15 protein-coding genes are annotated in these 17,438 nt (G+C 65.5%); 5 read left to right on the top strand and 10 right to left on the bottom strand.

Translation table 11 applies throughout. The features are described 5' to 3' along the window. Positions 1-9: 9 nt before the first annotated feature. Positions 10-1,215 carry a CaiB/BaiF CoA transferase family protein gene (locus tag ACVJ19_RS05670; RefSeq protein ID WP_453949888.1) on the top strand — a complete coding sequence of 402 codons (1,206 nt, stop codon included), beginning with the start codon at positions 10-12 and terminating at the stop codon, positions 1,213-1,215. 209 nt (positions 1,216-1,424) lie between these two features. Continuing rightward, positions 1,425-2,072, top strand: a complete 648-nt coding sequence (locus tag ACVJ19_RS05675) for a glutathione S-transferase family protein (RefSeq protein ID WP_453949887.1) — start codon at positions 1,425-1,427, stop codon at positions 2,070-2,072. Between the two features lie 181 nt (positions 2,073-2,253). On the opposite strand, the gene ACVJ19_RS05680 is transcribed toward ACVJ19_RS05675, so the two are convergent. From ACVJ19_RS05680 to ACVJ19_RS05705, 6 genes are all read right to left on the bottom strand, one after another. Continuing rightward, entirely contained in the window at positions 2,254-2,418 is a 165-nt protein-coding gene (locus ACVJ19_RS05680) for a hypothetical protein (protein ID WP_453949886.1), read from the bottom strand. A gap of 75 nt (positions 2,419-2,493) precedes the next feature. Next, a complete protein-coding gene (locus ACVJ19_RS05685) occupies positions 2,494-4,041 on the bottom strand; it encodes a hypothetical protein (protein ID WP_453949885.1) in 1,548 nt (515 codons plus the stop codon). Positions 4,042-4,134: 93 nt separating this feature from the next. After that, positions 4,135-5,094 (bottom strand): hypothetical protein, encoded by a 960-nt coding sequence (locus ACVJ19_RS05690; protein WP_453955138.1) that lies wholly within the window; start codon positions 5,092-5,094, stop codon positions 4,135-4,137. A gap of 377 nt (positions 5,095-5,471) precedes the next feature. Next, entirely contained in the window at positions 5,472-5,969 is a 498-nt protein-coding gene (locus ACVJ19_RS05695; protein WP_453949884.1) for a TPM domain-containing protein, read from the bottom strand. Positions 5,970-5,972: 3 nt separating this feature from the next. Next, entirely contained in the window at positions 5,973-6,893 is a 921-nt protein-coding gene (locus ACVJ19_RS05700) for a TPM domain-containing protein (RefSeq protein WP_453949883.1), read from the bottom strand. Between the two features lie 131 nt (positions 6,894-7,024). Continuing rightward, complete coding sequence (locus tag ACVJ19_RS05705; protein ID WP_453949882.1) at positions 7,025-7,627, bottom strand: LemA family protein; 603 nt, start codon at positions 7,625-7,627, stop codon at positions 7,025-7,027. Between the two features lie 254 nt (positions 7,628-7,881). Between ACVJ19_RS05705 and ACVJ19_RS05710 the strand changes: the two genes are divergently transcribed. From ACVJ19_RS05710 to ACVJ19_RS05720, 3 genes are read left to right on the top strand one after another with little or no spacing between them, the layout of a single operon-like run. Next, the gene (locus tag ACVJ19_RS05710) at positions 7,882-8,736 is read left to right on the top strand and encodes an enoyl-CoA hydratase (protein WP_453949880.1); all 855 of its coding nucleotides are present in this window, start codon (positions 7,882-7,884) and stop codon (positions 8,734-8,736) included. A gap of 5 nt (positions 8,737-8,741) precedes the next feature. Further along, positions 8,742-9,890: an acyl-CoA dehydrogenase family protein gene (locus ACVJ19_RS05715; RefSeq protein WP_453949878.1), complete on the top strand. Its 1,149-nt coding sequence runs from the start codon at positions 8,742-8,744 to the stop codon at positions 9,888-9,890. A 13-nt stretch (positions 9,891-9,903) separates the two neighbouring features. Further along, positions 9,904-11,100, top strand: a complete 1,197-nt coding sequence (locus ACVJ19_RS05720; RefSeq protein WP_453949877.1) for an acyl-CoA dehydrogenase family protein — start codon at positions 9,904-9,906, stop codon at positions 11,098-11,100. Positions 11,101-11,435: 335 nt separating this feature from the next. Here the strand turns inward: ACVJ19_RS05720 and ACVJ19_RS05725 are convergent, their stop codons facing one another. From ACVJ19_RS05725 to ACVJ19_RS05740, 4 genes are all read right to left on the bottom strand, one after another. After that, positions 11,436-12,476, bottom strand: coding sequence for an IS110 family RNA-guided transposase (locus tag ACVJ19_RS05725; RefSeq protein WP_453948065.1), 1,041 nt, complete (start codon positions 12,474-12,476; stop codon positions 11,436-11,438). A 217-nt stretch (positions 12,477-12,693) separates the two neighbouring features. Beyond that, a complete protein-coding gene (locus ACVJ19_RS05730; RefSeq protein WP_453949876.1) occupies positions 12,694-15,018 on the bottom strand; it encodes a xanthine dehydrogenase family protein molybdopterin-binding subunit in 2,325 nt (774 codons plus the stop codon). 313 nt (positions 15,019-15,331) lie between these two features. Continuing rightward, positions 15,332-16,207, bottom strand: coding sequence for a dihydrodipicolinate synthase family protein (locus ACVJ19_RS05735; protein ID WP_453949875.1), 876 nt, complete (start codon positions 16,205-16,207; stop codon positions 15,332-15,334). A gap of 56 nt (positions 16,208-16,263) precedes the next feature. Beyond that, positions 16,264-17,229, bottom strand: coding sequence for a VOC family protein (locus ACVJ19_RS05740; protein WP_453949874.1), 966 nt, complete (start codon positions 17,227-17,229; stop codon positions 16,264-16,266). Positions 17,230-17,438: the final 209 nt, after the last annotated feature.

Genomic DNA, 17,438 nt, shown 5'->3' on the forward strand with positions numbered 1-17,438 from the left:
GACGCCGCGATGGAGAAGGGCATTTTTGCGGGGCTGAAGGTTCTGGACTGCGCGAGCTTCATCGCAGCGCCCGCGGCCGCGACCGTGCTGTCGGATTTCGGCGCCGACGTCATCAAGATCGAGCCGCCCGGCGCCGGGGATCCCTACCGCAATCTGCCCAATCTGCCGGGCTATCCGACCGGTGAGCACAATTTCGCCTGGCTGCTCGAGGCCCGCAACAAGAAGAGCATCGCGCTCGACCTCGCAAAACCCGAGGCGCAGGCTGTGCTCTACAAGCTGGTGGAAGAGGCCGACGTCTTCATCACCAACATGCCGCCGCCGGTGCGCGCCAAGCTCGGCATCACCTATGACCATCTCGCCCATCTCAACGACCGGCTGATCTACGCCTCCTTCACCGGCTACGGCGAGAAGGGCGAGGAAGCCAACAAGCCCGGCTTCGACAGCAACGCCTATTGGGCGCGCTCCGGCCTGATGGACCTCGTCCGCGCCGACATCGACACCACGCCGGCGCGCTCGGTCGCCGGCATGGGCGATCACCCCTGCGCCATGGCGCTGTACAGTGCAATCGTCACGGCACTGTATCAGCGCGAGAAGACCGGCAAGGGTTCGCATGTCGCCTCCAATCTGATGGCGAACGGGATATGGGCGGCGAGCGTGCTGGCGCAGGCAAAGCTCTGCGGCGCCAAGTTCGGCGAGCGGCGCCCGCGCGAGCGCGCGCTGAACGCGGTCGCCAACCACTACCAGTGCAAGGACGGCCGCTGGCTGATCCTGACATTGCTGAACGAGGAGAAGCAGTTTCCGACGCTGGCCAAATGCCTCGGGCGCGAAGAGCTGATCGCCGACCCCCGCTTCGCCACCAAGGCCGATCGCCACGCCCGTTCGGTCGAGCTGATCAAGATTTTGGACGACACCTTCGCCACCAGGGATCTCGCCGAATGGCGCAAGATCCTCGACGGCAACGGCCTCGTGTTCGGCGTCGTCGCCATTTTGGACGACATCCCGAACGACAAGCAGATGCTCGACAACGAGGTTCTGGTGCCGTTCGAGAACGACACCATGCTCACCATCAACAGCCCGATCTGGATCGACGGCACCAAAAAGGTCCAGCCGCGCAAGCCGCCTGCCGTGGGCGAGCACAGTGACGAGATTTTGCGCGGGGCGGGATACGACGAAGCGGCGATCAAGCAGCTGCGGGGTTCGGGGGCTGTGGGGTAAGGCCGGGCCTCAAACTCCGCCGTCGTCCCGGCCTAGTGCGCAATTGCGCACGGGGGCCGGGACCCATATTCCAGAGAGGCAGTTGTCGCACGAAGCCGATAACTCCGAGTCTTCGCCAAACCACGTTCGGTGGTTATGGGTCCCGGCCTTCGCCGGGACGACGAGGAGGTGATAGCTTGCCTCTACAATTACGGTCTCCGCGAGGTCCCATGCCCCTCTATCGCCTGCACTACTTCCCGGAATCCGGCAACAGCTACAAGCTGGCGCTGATGCTGACGCTTTGCAGCGAGACGTTCGAGCCGGTGTGGACCGACTTTGGCGGCGGCGTCACGCGCACGGCGGAATGGCGCAAGGCCGTCAACGAGATGGGCGAGATTCCCGTGCTCGAAGTGGACGGCGTGAAGATGACGCAGACTGCGCCGCTCCTGCTCAAGCTTGCCGAGCAGTACGGCCGCTTCGGCGCCGAGACCGAGGACGAAAAGTTCGAGCTGCTGCGCTGGCTGTTCTGGGACAACCACAAGCTCACCGGCTACATGGCGACCTATCGCTTCATGCGCGCCTTCACCGAAAAGAACGATCCGCAGGTGCTGAAGCATTTCCGCCGGCGGCTCGACGACTTCCTCGGCATTCTCGACGGACATCTCCAGCACAACGCCTTCGCGATCGGGGCGAAGCCGACGATCGCTGATATCTCGATGATGGCCTATCTGCACTATCCGAGCGACGAGCACGGCTTCGATTTCGCGGCGAGCCATCCCGCCATCCACGCCTGGCTCGGTCGCATTGCCGCGCTGCCCGGCTGGAAGCCGGCCTATGAGCTGCTGCCGGGACAGCGGATGACGAATTACGCGAAGTGAGGGCTTCGTTCTTCTCCCTCTCCCTTTACGGGGGCGCGACGAGCTTCGCTCGCGCTGAGAGGGTTGGGGTGAGGGGCTTCTCTCCACACGCGAGATCGCCGAGGGACCTGTACCCCCTCACCCGGATTGCATCTTCGATGCAATCCGACCTCTCCCCGCAAGCGGGGCGAGGTAAGCAAAACTACCTCAGCGCCAGCCGGCCGAGCGTGAACAGAATCCCGCCGATGATGACGGCCACCGCGACAGCCCAGATGCTGACGCGGACGCTGCCGGTGACCTGCTTGGCTTCCTCATTGCGCGCGATCTCGCGATTGCGCATCTTGTTGGCTTCGCTCGTGTCCGTCATGGGTCATCCAAATCGATCTGTTAGCTTGCGCGTGATCTTATCGGAAAACCGCTACACACTTTTCCGGATCGCGCGCTAACGCGTCTTGATGAAGCACATGCCGATGCGGCGCGAGGCCGCGGCAGCCTGACAGGTCAAGCCTGTGGCACAGCTCCATGACGTAAAACTCTCATCCCGCGTTCCCGATCCCGCATTTTGCAGGGAACAATGCGCGCCCCAGCCGTCCTGATATTCGGTGCCGGCGAGCTCGCCGCTGCCGCGGGTCTGCGGCCGGCTGGCAAATCCGCGTGAGAAATCAGGGCGTTTTCCCGCGGCGAACGCGGCCAGGATGTCGCGGCGGCGCACCTGGTCGCCGAGGAAATGCGGCGAGGCCGGAACGATGGTGGAATTGGACGGCCTGTCGGCGAGCCAGTCGACGCCCGGGAAATGGAAGCCGCCGATGCCGCGGGTCTGGTGGCAGCCGGCGCAGGTGACGTCGTTGAGCCGGCGCTGGAAGCCGGCGACGGAACGGACGTTCTGCAGATCCCCGCGCGCGGCAGCCTGCTTCAATGCGCCGACCACGTCACTGTCGGTGAAAACCGGATCGTCTTTGCCCTCCCCTTTTCCCTCCCCTTGCATCATGCCGAACTCCGGCTGCAACGCCGAAGCGTCGAGACCCGCAGGCGTCGGCACCACCGCGGCCCTGGCCAAAAATCTCTCGGGGATCAGCACCGTCCCGAGATCGAACGAGCGAAGATTCTCGGGCGCGAGCAGCCAGTCCTTGAATTCGCGCCGGAGATTATCGTCAGCAAGTATCCGGTCGCGGTCGATCTGGTTCTCCAGCGTCGATTCCTCGAACGTCTTTGTGGCCGCGTTGTACTTGAACACTTTGAGCAGATAGTCCGAGCGGAAATCGTGCAGCGCCGATTTCGGTGCGATCGAGATCTGGATGTTGGTCTCGATGCGGTCGAGCATCGCATCGGAGGGATGGAAGCCGCCGCCGATCAGCCCCTGCCAGTCGCCATTGTCGAGCCAGCGCCGCGCGACCTCGGCGCAGCTGACCGGCTTGCCATTCCCATCTGTCTGGCGCGCATCGCGCGCCTTCAGCACCAGATTGAACGTCATCGGCAGGCGTGTCGCCGTTTTGGTCTCGTCCGGCCCGGCATCGAAACGCGTCAGCCGGTAGATCAAGCGGATCTCGCCGCAGGACTCCTCCGAGACATAGGCTCGGTCCATGCGGTTGACGATGCCGGCCAGCACGAAGCGCGTGTTGGGGGATTTCAGCACGGCGCGGTCGAACAGCTGCACGTCGACCCCTTCGCCGACGCCGATGGTCTCGCTCGGCCAGGCCGCTTTCTGCTGGGCGATGTAGCGCTCGAATTCCGCATCGATCGCGGGCGGAATGTCCTTCAGCTGCGGCAGCCACGAGAACAGCAGATCGGTCGTGAGCGGAAAATTCGTGTTGCGCTCCGGCCAGAGCAGCCGCGAGATCGTCAGCACGCCGTTCTGATCGAGCTTGCGCAGAACATCGGGATCAGTGATGGCAGTGCCGCGCGCCAGCTGTGCGTTCTCGGCCGCCGATAGCGACATGAGGCCGCCGAACAGCACGAAGGCGGCAAGGAGAATTCGCAACACGCGGCTCATGCCTTCAGTAACACCGCGCGGGCGGGCCTATTCAAGCAAAAAGGCGCTTCACGGGGTGGTGAAGCGCCTCTTCGAAAGTCGAATATCGAACGCTTAGCGCGCGACGATCAGGCCCTTGCTGGTGACAACCACCCAGCGGCCGTCCTGGCGGCGGATCGCATCGACGCGGCCAACTCCGGGGATGGGATCGCCGGCATAGACCTCGTAGAGCCCGTCGCGGCCCTCGATCAGCGCGCCGCCATTGGCGACGTCGCGCAGCCTCCAGCCCTCGAGCGTAGGCAGGCGGCCGACCTCGGTCTTGGGTGCGGCGGGAACGGGAGCCGGAGCGGCAGCGGCGGTCGCGACCTGGGCCGGCGCAATCGAGCCGGTGGTCTCCTTGGGCGCCGCTGCAGCGGCCTGCGCGGGAGCGGCGGGCGGCGTGGCACGGAGCTTGTCGACGGTCTCGGACAGTTTTGCCAGCTTCGCCATCGGCTCGGCCTGTGCCTTCTCGAGCTTGTCGAGACGGTCGTTGGCCCGGTTGAACTGGCTGAGGCCGGTCTTGGAGGAGTGCTCGACATTCGCCTTGAGCGCGACGAGGTCGGCATCGATCCGCGCGACGGAAGCATTCAATGCGCTGGTGTCGGCGACCTGTGCCGGCGCGGGCGCCGGGGCGGCGAAGTGCATCATGCCGGCCGTTGCGAGCGCGCCGCTGATCGCGCCGACGCCGGCGGCGATCGCCACCACCGCGGCCATCGCCGACAGCCGGCGCTTGCTGCCGGTCTCGCGCGGCTCGTCCGCCTTCACATGCGGGGCAAACTCCTCGCGCTCCCAGGCGCGGTCGGCAGGCGGCATGACGATGAGCTTGCCGGGCTTCGGCTCGGGCTTGGCCTCGGCCTTGGCTTCGAACTTCGGCAGCTCGATCCGCGGCGGCTCAACCTTGATCGGGTCCGGCTTGGGCGGCGCCTCGTGGTCGGGGGCGATCGAGGGGGCCTCGATCCCGGCAGCCTCGACAGCCTGCGGCGCGGTCGCTGCGGCTTCGACAACGCTGTTATCCTGGGCGGCCTGCTCGGGCATTGCTTCGCTCACGGCTCAAATACTCCAGTCTGGATTGACCTTTTGGTAACTTTCATAGCTTGCGAAATCCTTACCTTCGGACCCGCTTACCGAAATTTTAGGAACTCATCCGGGGCCGAATTGGGCCGGGAAAGTGGAACCGGCGTGGCGGGCGTGAAACAATTTGTAATCGGGGGAAGATGAACGGCCGCGGAATGGCCGGGCTGTCGCCCTCGGCACTTCCGTCATCCTGAGGTGCGAGTGGCGCGGTGCGTAGCACCGCGCCGGGAGCCTCGAAGGATGAACGGCCGAGCTGCAGCAGCCGGGCCGTCGCCCTTCGAGGGCCGCTGAAGAAGCGGCCACCTCAGGGTGACGGTGAGAGAGCTAGGCGCGCGGCCTTACATCACCACCGGTGCATCCGGCAGTTCGTTCGGATGCGGTCCGCCCGGCGGGAAGTGCCTTGCCAGCTCGCGCGACACCGCCGTGATGCCGGCGATTACGCCGCGCTCGAACTGGCCGGACCTGAACTCGGACTCCATCGCGCGGCAGATGGTTTCCCACCCCTGCGCGCCAACCTTCGCGTCGATGCCGCGGTCGGCGATGATCTCGACGTCACGATCGGCGAGCAGGAGATAGATCAGGACGCCGTTGTTGTGCGCGGTGTCCCAGATGCGCAAATGCGAGAACAGGTCGAGCGCGCGCTCGCGTGCCGGCTGGTTGCGGAACAGCGGGCGGCCGTCGAGCGCGCCTTCGACCACGAAGCGGACCTGGCCGGAATGGGTGGTCTCGCCCTGCCGGATCGCCTGCTCGATGCGGTTGAGCACACCTTGCGGGAAGATCTGCTTTGCCCGCCAATGGTGCTGCACGAGATGTCTGGCAATGCGCTTGATGCTCATGACCTACCAGCTCCCCGAGGCGCCGCCGCCGCCGAAGCTGCCGCCACCGCCGCTGAAACCGCCGCTGTCGCTTGACGATGATCCGCTGCTCCAGCCGCCGGACGAGGAGCCGCTCGACCAGGAGCCGCCGCGCGAGCGGCCCGTGCCCGGCGTGATCGCTGAAAACAGATCAGCGACAAATCCGATGATGAAGCCGAGAGCACCCAGCGCGAGGGCGAGCGCGAAAGACCCGAGGATGAACCAGGTCAGCGCCGCGATGATGCCTCCGGTCACGAAAGATCCGAGCAACCGCCCCAGCATGGCACGGAAGAACCCTCCGACCCCGATGGAGGCGAACAGTGTGACGATGAAGAGCGGCGCGAGGTCGTCCAGGCTGCCGAAGTTCACGGTGGGAGAAGGAACCGGCAATGGCTCGCCGTCGATCACCCGCATCATCCGCTCGACGCCATCGGTGATGCCGCCGGCAAAATCGCCGCTCCGAAATTTCGGCGTGATGATCTCGTCGATGATGCGCCGCGAGGTGACGTCGGTCAGCGCGCCTTCGAGGCCGTAGCCGACCTCGATGCGCAAATGCCGGTCGTTCTTGGCGACGACGAGGATCGCGCCGTCGTCGATCTTCTTGCGGCCGATCTTCCAGGCCTCCGCAACGCGGATCGAGTACTGCTCGATCGTCTCCGGCTGCGTCGTCGGCACGATTAGGACGGCGACCTGGCTGCCCTTGCGCGTCTCGAAATCGCGCAGCCTTTGCGTGAGCCCGGCGATGTCGCCGCTGGAGAGCGTGCCGGTCTGGTCGACCACGCGGCCGGTGAGCTGAGGGACGGCGACATCGGCGAGAGCCGCAAAGGCAAAGGTCAGGACAAGCGCGACGGCGAGCACGATGCGGGAGGAGACAGCCGAGCAAGCCCGCCACAACCTCACTGTCATCGCCCGCGTAGGCGGGCGATCCAGTATTCCAGAGGCCGCAGTGCTTGAACCGAGATGCCGCGGCGTACTGGATTCCCCGCCTTCGCGGGGAATGACGGCGGTGGGTGGGACGCGCATCGGTCCGAACGCAGCTACTTCGACGGAGCCGGGTTGAAATCCACCTTCGGCGCGGTCGAGATTTCCTTCTCGTTCTCGACCGAGAAGTTCGGCTTCTCCTTGTAGCCGAACGTCATCGCAGTGAGGTTGGTCGGGAACGAGCGGATGGTGACGTTGTAGTCCTGCACCGCCTTGATGTAGCGGTTGCGCGCCACCGTGATGCGGTTCTCGGTGCCTTCGAGCTGCGACATCAGGTCCTTGAACAGCGCATCGGACTTGAGCTGCGGATAGTTTTCGGTGACGACCAGGAGGCGCGAGAGCGCGCTGGAGAGCTCGCCCTGGGCGGCCTGGAATTTCTGGAACGCGGCGGGATCGTTCAGCACCTCCGGCGTCGCCTGGATGCTGCCGACCTTGGCGCGCGCATTGGTGACGCCGAGCAGCACGTCCTTTTCCTGCTGCGCAAAACCCTTTACCGAGTTGACGAGATTGGGCACGAGATCAGCGCGGCGCTGATACTGGTTCACGACCTCGGACCAGTTGCCCTTGATCTGCTCGTCCTCGCTCTGGATCGCGTTGTAGCCGCAATTGGTCAGGCTCAGCGAGGCCAGAGCCGCCAGCACGGTGAGGATCTTGCGCATCAAATTTCTCCCGGTGAAATCTGGCGTAAACTATCAGATAGCGATCACACGATGCCAGCTTTCCGGCGTCATTCCGGGGCGCGAAGCGAACCCGGAATCTCGAGATTCCGGGTCTGGTCCTTTGGACCATCCCGGAATGACCGCGGGGATATCTGCACGCCAGCCGACTGACGCAAGCCTCTTGCCTATCCCTGGCCGACATAGTCAACTCAGACAAAACAATAAGACGACATGGAAACGCCGGAGGAAACGCGATGTCCTCGTTCGAGACCATCCTCGTGGAGAAACCGGAGCCGGCGATTGTCCGGATCGTGATGAACCGGCCCGAGGCGCGCAACGCGCAAAACCTGCAAATGACCTACGACCTCAACGCCGCCTTCGATGCGGCGGTGCAGGACGATACGGTCAAGGTCATCATTCTCGCCGGCAGCGGGCCGCACTTCTCGTCCGGCCACGATCTGCGTCCGGGCGGCAAGAACACCGCGGGCACAGATTTTCCGCCAATCGGAAATTGGGGCGGCTTCGCTGAACCCAATGCCCATGGCCGTTTCGCGCGCGAGCAGGAAATCTACCTCCAGATCACGCGGCGCTGGCGCAACCTCGCCAAGCCCATGATTGCCGAAGTGCACGGCAAGTGCATCGCCGGCGGCTTGATGCTGGCCTGGGCCTGCGACCTCATCGTCGCCAGCGACGATGCGCAGTTCTGTGACCCCGTGGTCACCATGGGCGTCTGCGGCGTCGAATGGTTCGTGCATCCCTGGGAGCTCGGGCCGCGCAAGGCCAAGGAATTCCTGTTCACCGCCGACAGCTGGAGCGCCGAGGAGGCGCACCAGCTCGGCATGGTCAACCAGGTCGTGCCGCGTGCGGAGCTGCCCTCGCGCGTGCTGGAGCTGGCGCGCCGGATCGCATCAAAGCCGTCCTTCGCGCTGAAGCTGACCAAGGAGGCGGTCAACCGCTCGGTCGACGTGATGGGACAGCCCGCCGCGATCGACCAGGCCTTTGCGCTGCATCAGCTCTGTCACGCCCATAATCTCCAGGAGTTCGGCATGATCGTCGATCCATCCGGCCTGCATCCCTCCGTGCGCAAGCCGCCAGCGGCCGCGGAGTAGATGCGATGGACCTGAACCTCAGCGACGAGCAGCGGCTGCTGCGCGAGAGCGCGGAACGTTTCGTGGCCGAAAGCTACGATGCCGATCACCGCCGCAAGATGGCGAACGATCCGCTCGGATACAGCCCTGATGTCTGGAAGCAGTTTGCCGAGCTCGGCTGGCTTGCACTGCCGATCGCGGAAGAGTTCGGCGGGCTCGGCGGCGGCGCGGTCGAGATCGGCATTTTGATGGAAGCCTTTGGCCGCGGGCTGGTGTCGGAGCCCTACGTTGCGACCGTCGTCCTTGGAGCTGCACTGATCGACAGATGCGGCAGCCCGGCGCAGAAGCAGGCGAGCCTGCCGAAGATCGCGGACGGATCACTGAAGCTCGCCTTTGCGCATTCCGAGCGCGCGGCGCGGTTCGATCTCGCCAACGTCGCAACCATCGCCAACAAGACGACGCAAGGCTGGCGCCTCGCCGGCAGCAAGATCGCCGTGCTCGACGGGCACGCCGCCGACGAGATCATCGTCTCTGCGCATCTCCATGATCATCAGGGACCATCGGGACGGATCGGTCTGTTCCTGGTGCCGGCGACGGCACCTGGCCTCGCGCTCTCCGACTACCAGCGCCTCGGCGGCGGGCGCGCCTGCAACATCGAGCTGTCGGACGTGCATCTGCCTGAAGATGCCCTGCTCGGCGATGGACGCGACGCGCTACCCGCGATCGAATGGGCCGTCGACCGCGCCATGGCGGCGCTTGGTGCGGAAGCCGTCGGCATCATGCAGACATTGCTGGACACCACGCTGGAATACACCAAGATCCGCAAACAATTCGGCCGGCCGCTGTCGGCCAACCAGGTGATCCGCCACCGCCTCGCCGACATGGCGATGCAGGTCGACGAATCCCGTTCGATGGCGCTGCGGGCTGCGTTGAAGGTGGATGCTGCGCCGGTCGAACGCGCGCGCGCCGCCTCGGGTGCGAAGGCGAAGATCGGCAAATGCGCGCGCTTCGTCGGCGAGCAGTCGATCCAGCTTCACGGCGGCATGGGCGTCACCGAGGAGCTCGAGGTCGGCGCCTATTTCAAGCGGCTGGTCGCCTTCGACACGCTGTTCGGCGGCAGCGCGCACCACTATGCCCGCCACGCGCAGCTTGGCCGCACATCCGTGCCCGCCTGACAAGGAGCGCATCATGGACCTCACGTTCAATGCCGAGGAACGCGCCTTCCAGAGCGAGGTGCGCGGCTTCATCGCCAAGAATCTCACCGATGAGATGAAGCACGCGACCGCGCTGACGCCGTCGGTGTTCTCCGATCCCGATATCGGCATGGCCTGGCAGCGCGCGCTGCACAGGCAGGGCTGGGGCGCGCCGGGCTGGCCGGTCGAATATGGCGGGCCGGACTGGACGCCGGCACAGCGCTGGATTTTTGAGACCGAATCCGCGCGCGCGGGCGTGCCGAATGTCAACGTGATGGGCGTGAAGATGGTCGGGCCTGTCATCATCGGCTTTGGTTCGCCCGAGCAGAAGAATTTTTACTTGCCGCGCATTCTCTCCGGCGAAGATTACTGGTGCCAGGGCTATTCCGAGCCGGGCTCGGGGTCCGACCTGTCATCGCTGAAGACCCGTGCGGTGCGCGACGGCGACGACTACATCATCAACGGCACAAAAATCTGGACGACGCATGCCCACCACGCCAACCGCATGTTCGCCCTGGTGCGCACCAGCGACGGGCCGCGGCAGCAGGACGGCATCAGCTTCATCCTGATCGACATGAAGACACCGGGCATCACGACGCGCCCGATCCTCACCATCGGCGGCGACCACGAGGTCAACCAGGTGTTCTTCGACGACGTCCGCGTGCCCGTGGCCAACCGCGTCGGTGAGGAAGGCAAGGGCTGGACCTACGGCAAGTATCTGCTGGAGTTCGAGCGCGGCTCCGGCATCGCCTCGGCAAAGCTGCGCGAGGGGCTGAAGGCGATCGCGGAGTTGGCCGAGTCGGATTTGACCGGGCGCGCGATCGACAGCCCTGACATCGCAACGCGCATCTCCGAGGTCGAGGTCGACATCGACGCGTTGGAGATGACGGAGCTGCGCGTGCTCTCGGCGCTGCAGACCGGACAGAATCCCGGCGCGGTGTCATCGATCCTGAAGCTGCGCAACAGCGAGATCCGGCAAGCCGTGACGCGGCTGGGCGTCGACGTGATCGGCCACGACGCGCTTGCGGTCGAGCCGATGCGCCCGCTCTACAAGCTCAACCACGAGCCGGCGATCCCGGAGGACATGCTGACCGTGGTGCCGGAATATCTCAACGGCCGCGCCTATACGATCTTCGGCGGTACCTCCGAGATCCAGCGCGACATCATCGCGAAGATGATGCTGGGGATTTGAGGGGCGAGCTGGCGCTGCATCCCCGCTGTCGTCCCGGACAAGCGCAGCGAAGCGGAGCGCCGATCCGGGACCCATATGTGGACGGCCCCCGTGGCACAAGAGGCTTGGCGGTCTGATCGGATCGCTTGCATCCATATGTCCGGCCTGTTGGTGCGGTTGATTTGAACCGCTGGCCAAGATGGTTTCCGCGACGCGAGCTCCAATCAACCACGCGACCTGGGTTCGGCCGATGGGTCCCACGGGATGTCTCGCACCTCGGATCGATCGATCCTACCATCTACTCCTCTTGCAGCTCCGGCTCGGCCGGTCGGGCGAACCCGATCGGCTGATCTCCCTTAGGCGGCAGCCGCGGATGCAGCCCGCATCCGAGCGCCGTCGTATCTCTCCCCCGTCACCATCAGCTTCCAGGCGATGCGGGCATTCTTGTTGGCGAGCGCCACGGCTGCGAGCTTGGGCGGCTTGCGCTTGAGCAGGGCCAACAGCCAAGGTGACGGATGACCGCGGCCGCACATGGCCTGCTTGATCACGGCGGTCGCTCCCGCCACCAGGACGCTGCGCAGCCGCTCGTCTCCAGCACGGGTGATCTTGCCGAGACGGGTTTTGCCGGCAGTGGAATGGTCTTTCGGAGTCAGCCCAATCCAGGCCGCATAATGCCTTGCGGAGCTGAACGCGTGCGGATCCGGCGTCTTCATGATCAGCTCAGGCGCACCGATCGGCCCGATCCCTTGAATCTCTGCAAGGCGCCGGCTGTCCGGGTTGGCACGGTGCCAGGCCTTCAGCCTGGCTTCGATTGTCTTCAGTTCCTCCTGTAACTGCGCGTACTGGCGGCCCTGCTGCGCCAACAGATCGCGCGCCAGGTCCGGCACGCTTTCGTCTTGCGCGATCTGCGCCAACAGCGGCTCGACCTGGCTGAGCCCCTTGGCCGCCGTGATCCCGAACTCAGCCGCATAGCCGCGGATCATGTTGCTAAGCTGGGTGCGCCGGGCGATCATCTGCTCGCGCAAGCCCGTCAGCATCAACGCGGCCTGCTGCTCGGCACTCTTCACCAGCACGAACCGCATCGTCGGCCGGCTCATCGCCTCGCACAGGGCCTCAGCGTCGCGCCCGTCGTTCTTGTTGCGCTTGACATAGGGCTTCACGTGCTGTGGCGCCATCAACTTCACTTCGTGGCCCAGCTTGCCCAGCTCCCGCGCCCAGTAATGCGCCGCGCCGCAGGCCTCCATCCCCACCTGCGTCGCCGGCAGCTTGGCAAAAAACTCCAGCATCTGCTTGCGCGTCAGCCGCTTGCGCAGCACTGGCCGCTCCGCCGCGTCCACCCCATGCAGTTGAAAAATATGCTTCGACGTATCGATCCCAATTCGGATAATCTCGCTCACGGACGGCTCCCTTGTCTGAGATTTGCAACAACCTCATTCTGGCACACTGATGCCGTAGGGGGCCGTCCACCCCATCAGCCACAGGGAGGAGTTTGGCGAAGACTCGGAGTTGCCAGCCCGTCGCACGACTGCTCCCTGTGGTTATGGATCCCTGATCGGCGCGCGCTTAAGGCGCGCTTGTCCGGGACGACAGCGGAGGTTGGGACGATGAGGAGAGTCAACCCGCCACCTTCGCGTCCCGGATCGCCTGCCAGATCTTCTGCGGCGTCAGCGGGGTATTCAGCTGGGTGATGCCGAGCTCGGCGAGCGCGTCCATCACGCCGTTGGTGACGCAAGGCGGGCCGCCGATGGCGCCGGATTCGCCGCAGCCCTTGGCGCCGAGCGGATTGGTGCGGCAGGGCGCGGTATCGTCGAGCGTCACCACGATCGGTGGAACGTCGTCGGCGCGCGGGATGCAGTAGTCCTGGTAGCTCGCGGTGAGGAGCTGGCCGTCGGAGTCGTAGGAGACGCCTTCGTACAGCGCCTGGCCGATTCCTTGCGCGACGCCGCCATGGATCTGGCCGGTGACCAGCATCGGGTTGACGGCGACGCCGACGTCGTCGACGGTGGTATAGCGCACGACCTTGGACACGCCGGTCTCGGGGTCGATCTCGACCTCGCAGATATGCGTGCCGTTCGGCCAGCTCGGTCCATCCACCTCGCCTTCGGAATCGACGCTGAGCTTGGCGCCGCTCTCCTTCTCGGCGAGATCGAACAGGCTGATGCGGCGGTCGGTGCCGACCACGGTGAGCATGCCGCCCTGATACTCGATGTCCTCGACCGAGGTCTCCAGCACGTTGGCCGCCTTCTCGCGCGCCTTCTGGATCAGGTCGTTCGAGGAGACCGCCACCGCCGTGCCGCCGACGAACAGCGAGCGCGAGCCGACGCTGCCAAAACCCATGGCAAGATCAGTGTCGCCCTGGACGACGTCGATCTTGTCGAGGGGAATGCCGAGCGAGTCGGAGATCATCTGGGTGTAGGTGGTCTGCAGCCCCTGCCCCATCGCCATGGTGCCGGAATGCAGCACGACGCGGCCCTGCGAGGTCGCGTGCAGGCTGACCTTCTCGGTGTGGGCGCGGCCGCCGGTCCATTCGATGTAGGAGGTGAGTCCGCGGCCGTAGAGCATGCCCTTCTTCTTCGCCGCCTTCTTGCGCGCGGCAAAACCGTCCCAGTCGGCGAGCTTCACGGCACGGTCGAGCATGTGGGCGAAGGCGCCGGAATCGTAAACCTGGCCGGCTGCGTTGGTGTAGGGCAGCTGCGCCGGCTTGATGTAGTTGGCTTTGCGGATCGCGCGCGCGTCTATTCCGATCTTTCGCGCAGCAGCGTCGAACAGGCGCTCGACGATGAAGACCGCCTCGGGGCGGCCGGCGCCGCGATACGCACCGACCGGGGCGGTGTGGGTCATCACCGACTGCACCTCGAAATGCACCAGCGGCAGGTCGTAGACGCCGGTCTGCACGAACGGGCCGAGCACCAACGGGATGATGTTGGCCGCACCCGAGGAATAGGCGCCGGTGCAGCCGATCGACTTGACGCGATAGGCAAGCACCTTGCCCTTCTCGTCGAGCGCGAACGAGGCCGTCGAGGTGAGATCGCGGCCATGGGTGCCGCCGACGAACTCGTCGGTGCGGTCGCCGCGCCAGCGGATCTTCCTGTTCAGCTTGGTCGCGGCATAGGCGACGATGCCGTCCTCGGGATAGAGGTTGGTCTTCTGGCCGAAGCCGCCGCCGATGTCGCCGACCAGCACGCGGACGCTATCCTTGGGACGCTTGAGCACGGCCTCCGCCAGCACGTCGCGGGTCGAGGCCGGCGTCTGCGACTGCACGTGCAGGAGGAGACGGCCGGTCTTCTTGTCGATCTCGGCAATGGTCGAGCGCGGCTCCATCGCGGAGGGCACGAGGCGCTGGCTGACGAGATCGAGCTCGACGGTGTGCGCGGCGTTGGCAAAGGCCTCGTCGACCTTGGCGGCATCGCCGTAAGCCATCGCGCCGACGATGTTGTCGGGCGCCTCCGGCCACACCACGGGCGCGCCGGGCTTCACCGCCTCGACGGGATCGACCACCGCGGGCTGCACATCGTATTCGACCACGATCGCCTCAGCCGCGCTCTGCGCTTCCGCGCGGGAGGCGGCGACCACGGCCGCCACCGCTTCGCCGGCATAGCGTACGATCTCATGGGCGAGCAGGCGGCGCGGCGGCACCGTCATCGGCTTACCGTCGGGGCGCTTGAAGATGCTCAAGGTCGGGATGGCGCCGATGTCGTCCTTGACGAGGTCGGCGCCGGTGTAGACCGCGGTGACGCCGGGCATCGCGGCCGCGGCGCCGGTGTCGATCGAGACGATCTTCGCATGCGCATGCGGCGAGCGCAGCACGTGCAACCACAGCGCGCCGTCTTCCGGCTTGTCGTCGATGAATTGCCCCTTCCCGGTCAGCAGCCGCTGGTCTTCCAAACGCTTGACGGGCTGGCCCGCTCCGAAACGCAAATTGCCGGGAAGAATGTTCATTCCGTGGGGTCCTCAGGGTCTTTTCGAAACTGCGGGCAGCCTTTTAGCGGATCGATCGGGGGCATACCAGCCGCGGTTTTGGGCGGGATATCCACGGATTCGTCAGCCGTTCCGCAAATCCGTGATTCCGTAGGGTGGGCAAAGGCGCCCTTGCGCCGTGCCCACCATCGCTCAACGGACGCGATCAGGATGGTGGGCACGCTACGCTTTGCCCACCCTACGCACTGAGGATTGTCATTCCGGGGCGTCCGAAGGACGAACCCGGAATCTCGAGATTCCGGGTTCGATGCTGCGCATCGCCCCGGAATGACAATCACGCCAGCTCCCGCAGCGCCGCCTCCACCACCTTGCGCGCATCGGCCGTCAGCGCGGCCTGTGGCGGGACGGGATCGCCGACGTCGTAGCCCTGGATCGAAAGGCCGGCCTTGATACAGGCGGCGAGGTTGAAGCGGGCGAAGGCCTCGTTGATGCGCCACAGCCGTCGCTGGAGCGCCATGGCCTCGTCCCAGCGGCCGGCCTTGCAGAGGTCGTAGAGCATAACGCTCTGGCGCGGGATGATGCAGGCCGGGCCCGCCATCCAGCCGAGCCCGCCGATCAGCATCACCGCCGCGGGAATATGGGCGGAGGCAGAGAACACGCGCAAGCCATCGCCGCAGCGGTTCATGATCGAGAGCAGCCGGCCGGTGTTGGTCGAAGCGTCCTTGATGTAGCCGATGCGCGGATGCTCCGCGAGGCGCGCGATGGTGTCGAGGGTCAGATCGGAGCGCTGGAATTGCGGATTGGTGTAGATGACGACGGGAATGTCCACGGCATCCGCGATGGCGCGGAAGTAGGATTCGACCTGGGCATCGGCGAGCGGGAAATAGGCTTCCAGGATCGCGAGGATGCCGTCTGCACCCAGTTTCTGATAGGCCCTCGCCTGCGCCACCGCATCCGCGGTCGAAGTGGAGGCGACGCCGGCCACGACCGGCACGCGGCCCTTCGCAGCCTCGATCGTGGTCTGCACGATTGCGGTGCGCTGGGCGGCATTGAGATAGGCGAACTCGCCGGTCGAGCCGAGCGGCGTCAAGCCGTGCACGCCGGCGCCGATCAGGTCGTCGCAGAGCCTTGCGAGCACGTTCGTCCGCACCGTGCCGTCGGCATCAACGGGGGAGACGAGGTAGGGGAAGACGCCGTGGAATTCGGACATGACGGGGGCTCCGCAAGCTGGCACCCCAGAGGTATTAGCAATGCCCGCCCCCGCGATCAAACCTTGAGCAAGCGTACCCGCGTGCCCCAGGGATCGATCGCCTCCACGCCGTTGCTTAGCGCCGTGACGTTCACACCGCCCTTGCGCAGACGCTCCTCTTGGGCGGCGAGAATGCCCTGCTTCTCCGTCACCAGCGAGAACCAGGCGAGACCGGTCGTGGAATCGTCGCGCTGGCCGGCGCCCTGGCTCTGCCAGACGTTCATGCCGAGGTGATGGTGATAGCGGCCCGACGACAGGAACGCCGCGCCGTTGCGCTTGCGGGTCGGGTCGAGGCCGACGGTGCCGTGATAGAAGCTTTCGGCCTGTGCGAGATCGCCGACGCGCAGATGCATGTGGCCGACGCGCATGCCGTCCGGCGCCTTGGCATAATCAGGAACGCGCGTATTGGTCAGCGACAAGAGGTCGGGGATGTTGAGTTCGTCCGTCGCCATCTTCACGCTGCCCTCGCTCCACTGCCATTGCGAGGGATCGCGGTCGGCATAGACCTCGATGCCGTTGCCTTCGGGGTCGTCGAGATAGACGGATTCGCTGACGAGATGATCGGCGAAACCCGACAGCGGCACCCGATGCGAGGCGGCTGCTACCAGCCATCGCGCGAGGTCCTTGCGGGTCGGCATCAGGAAGGCGGTGTGGTAGAGGCCGGCGGCGCTGCGCGATTCAATCGCGGCATCGGGACGGGCCTCCAGCACCAGGAGCGTGATCCCGGCCGCGCCGAGCTTCGCTGCGGCCGACGAGCGCTCCATCACGGTGAGCCCGATCACGTCGCGATAGTAGTCGGCGACCTTGTCCAGATTCTTGACCCGGAGCGTGACCATGCCGACCCGCATCGGCGTGCGGCTGGCATAGGTCGGGCCACCACCTTGCGGCGTACCCTCGGCACGCGCCGCGGCTGCGGCCGCCATCGCAAGCGAGGTGGCGCCGGCGAGTTGAAGCAGGGTGCGGCGGGTCAGATCGATGGTCATCAGTCAGGGCTCGCTGAAATCCGTGAGGCCATAGGACGCAATTTCGGGATTGCTACACGTTCCCGTGAGGCGCTCCCAATCACATGTTCGTCGGCCGTGGTCCTACGGAGGCCCGCCCCTGTCCCCTGTTCTGGTCCTGTTTTTTGTCCTGGCCACCCGGCCAGTTTCGCAATCGCCCGCGGCATCCCAGATTGAGGACAACTTACAGG

The sequence above is a fragment of the Bradyrhizobium sp. USDA 376 genome, from assembly GCF_054063675.1.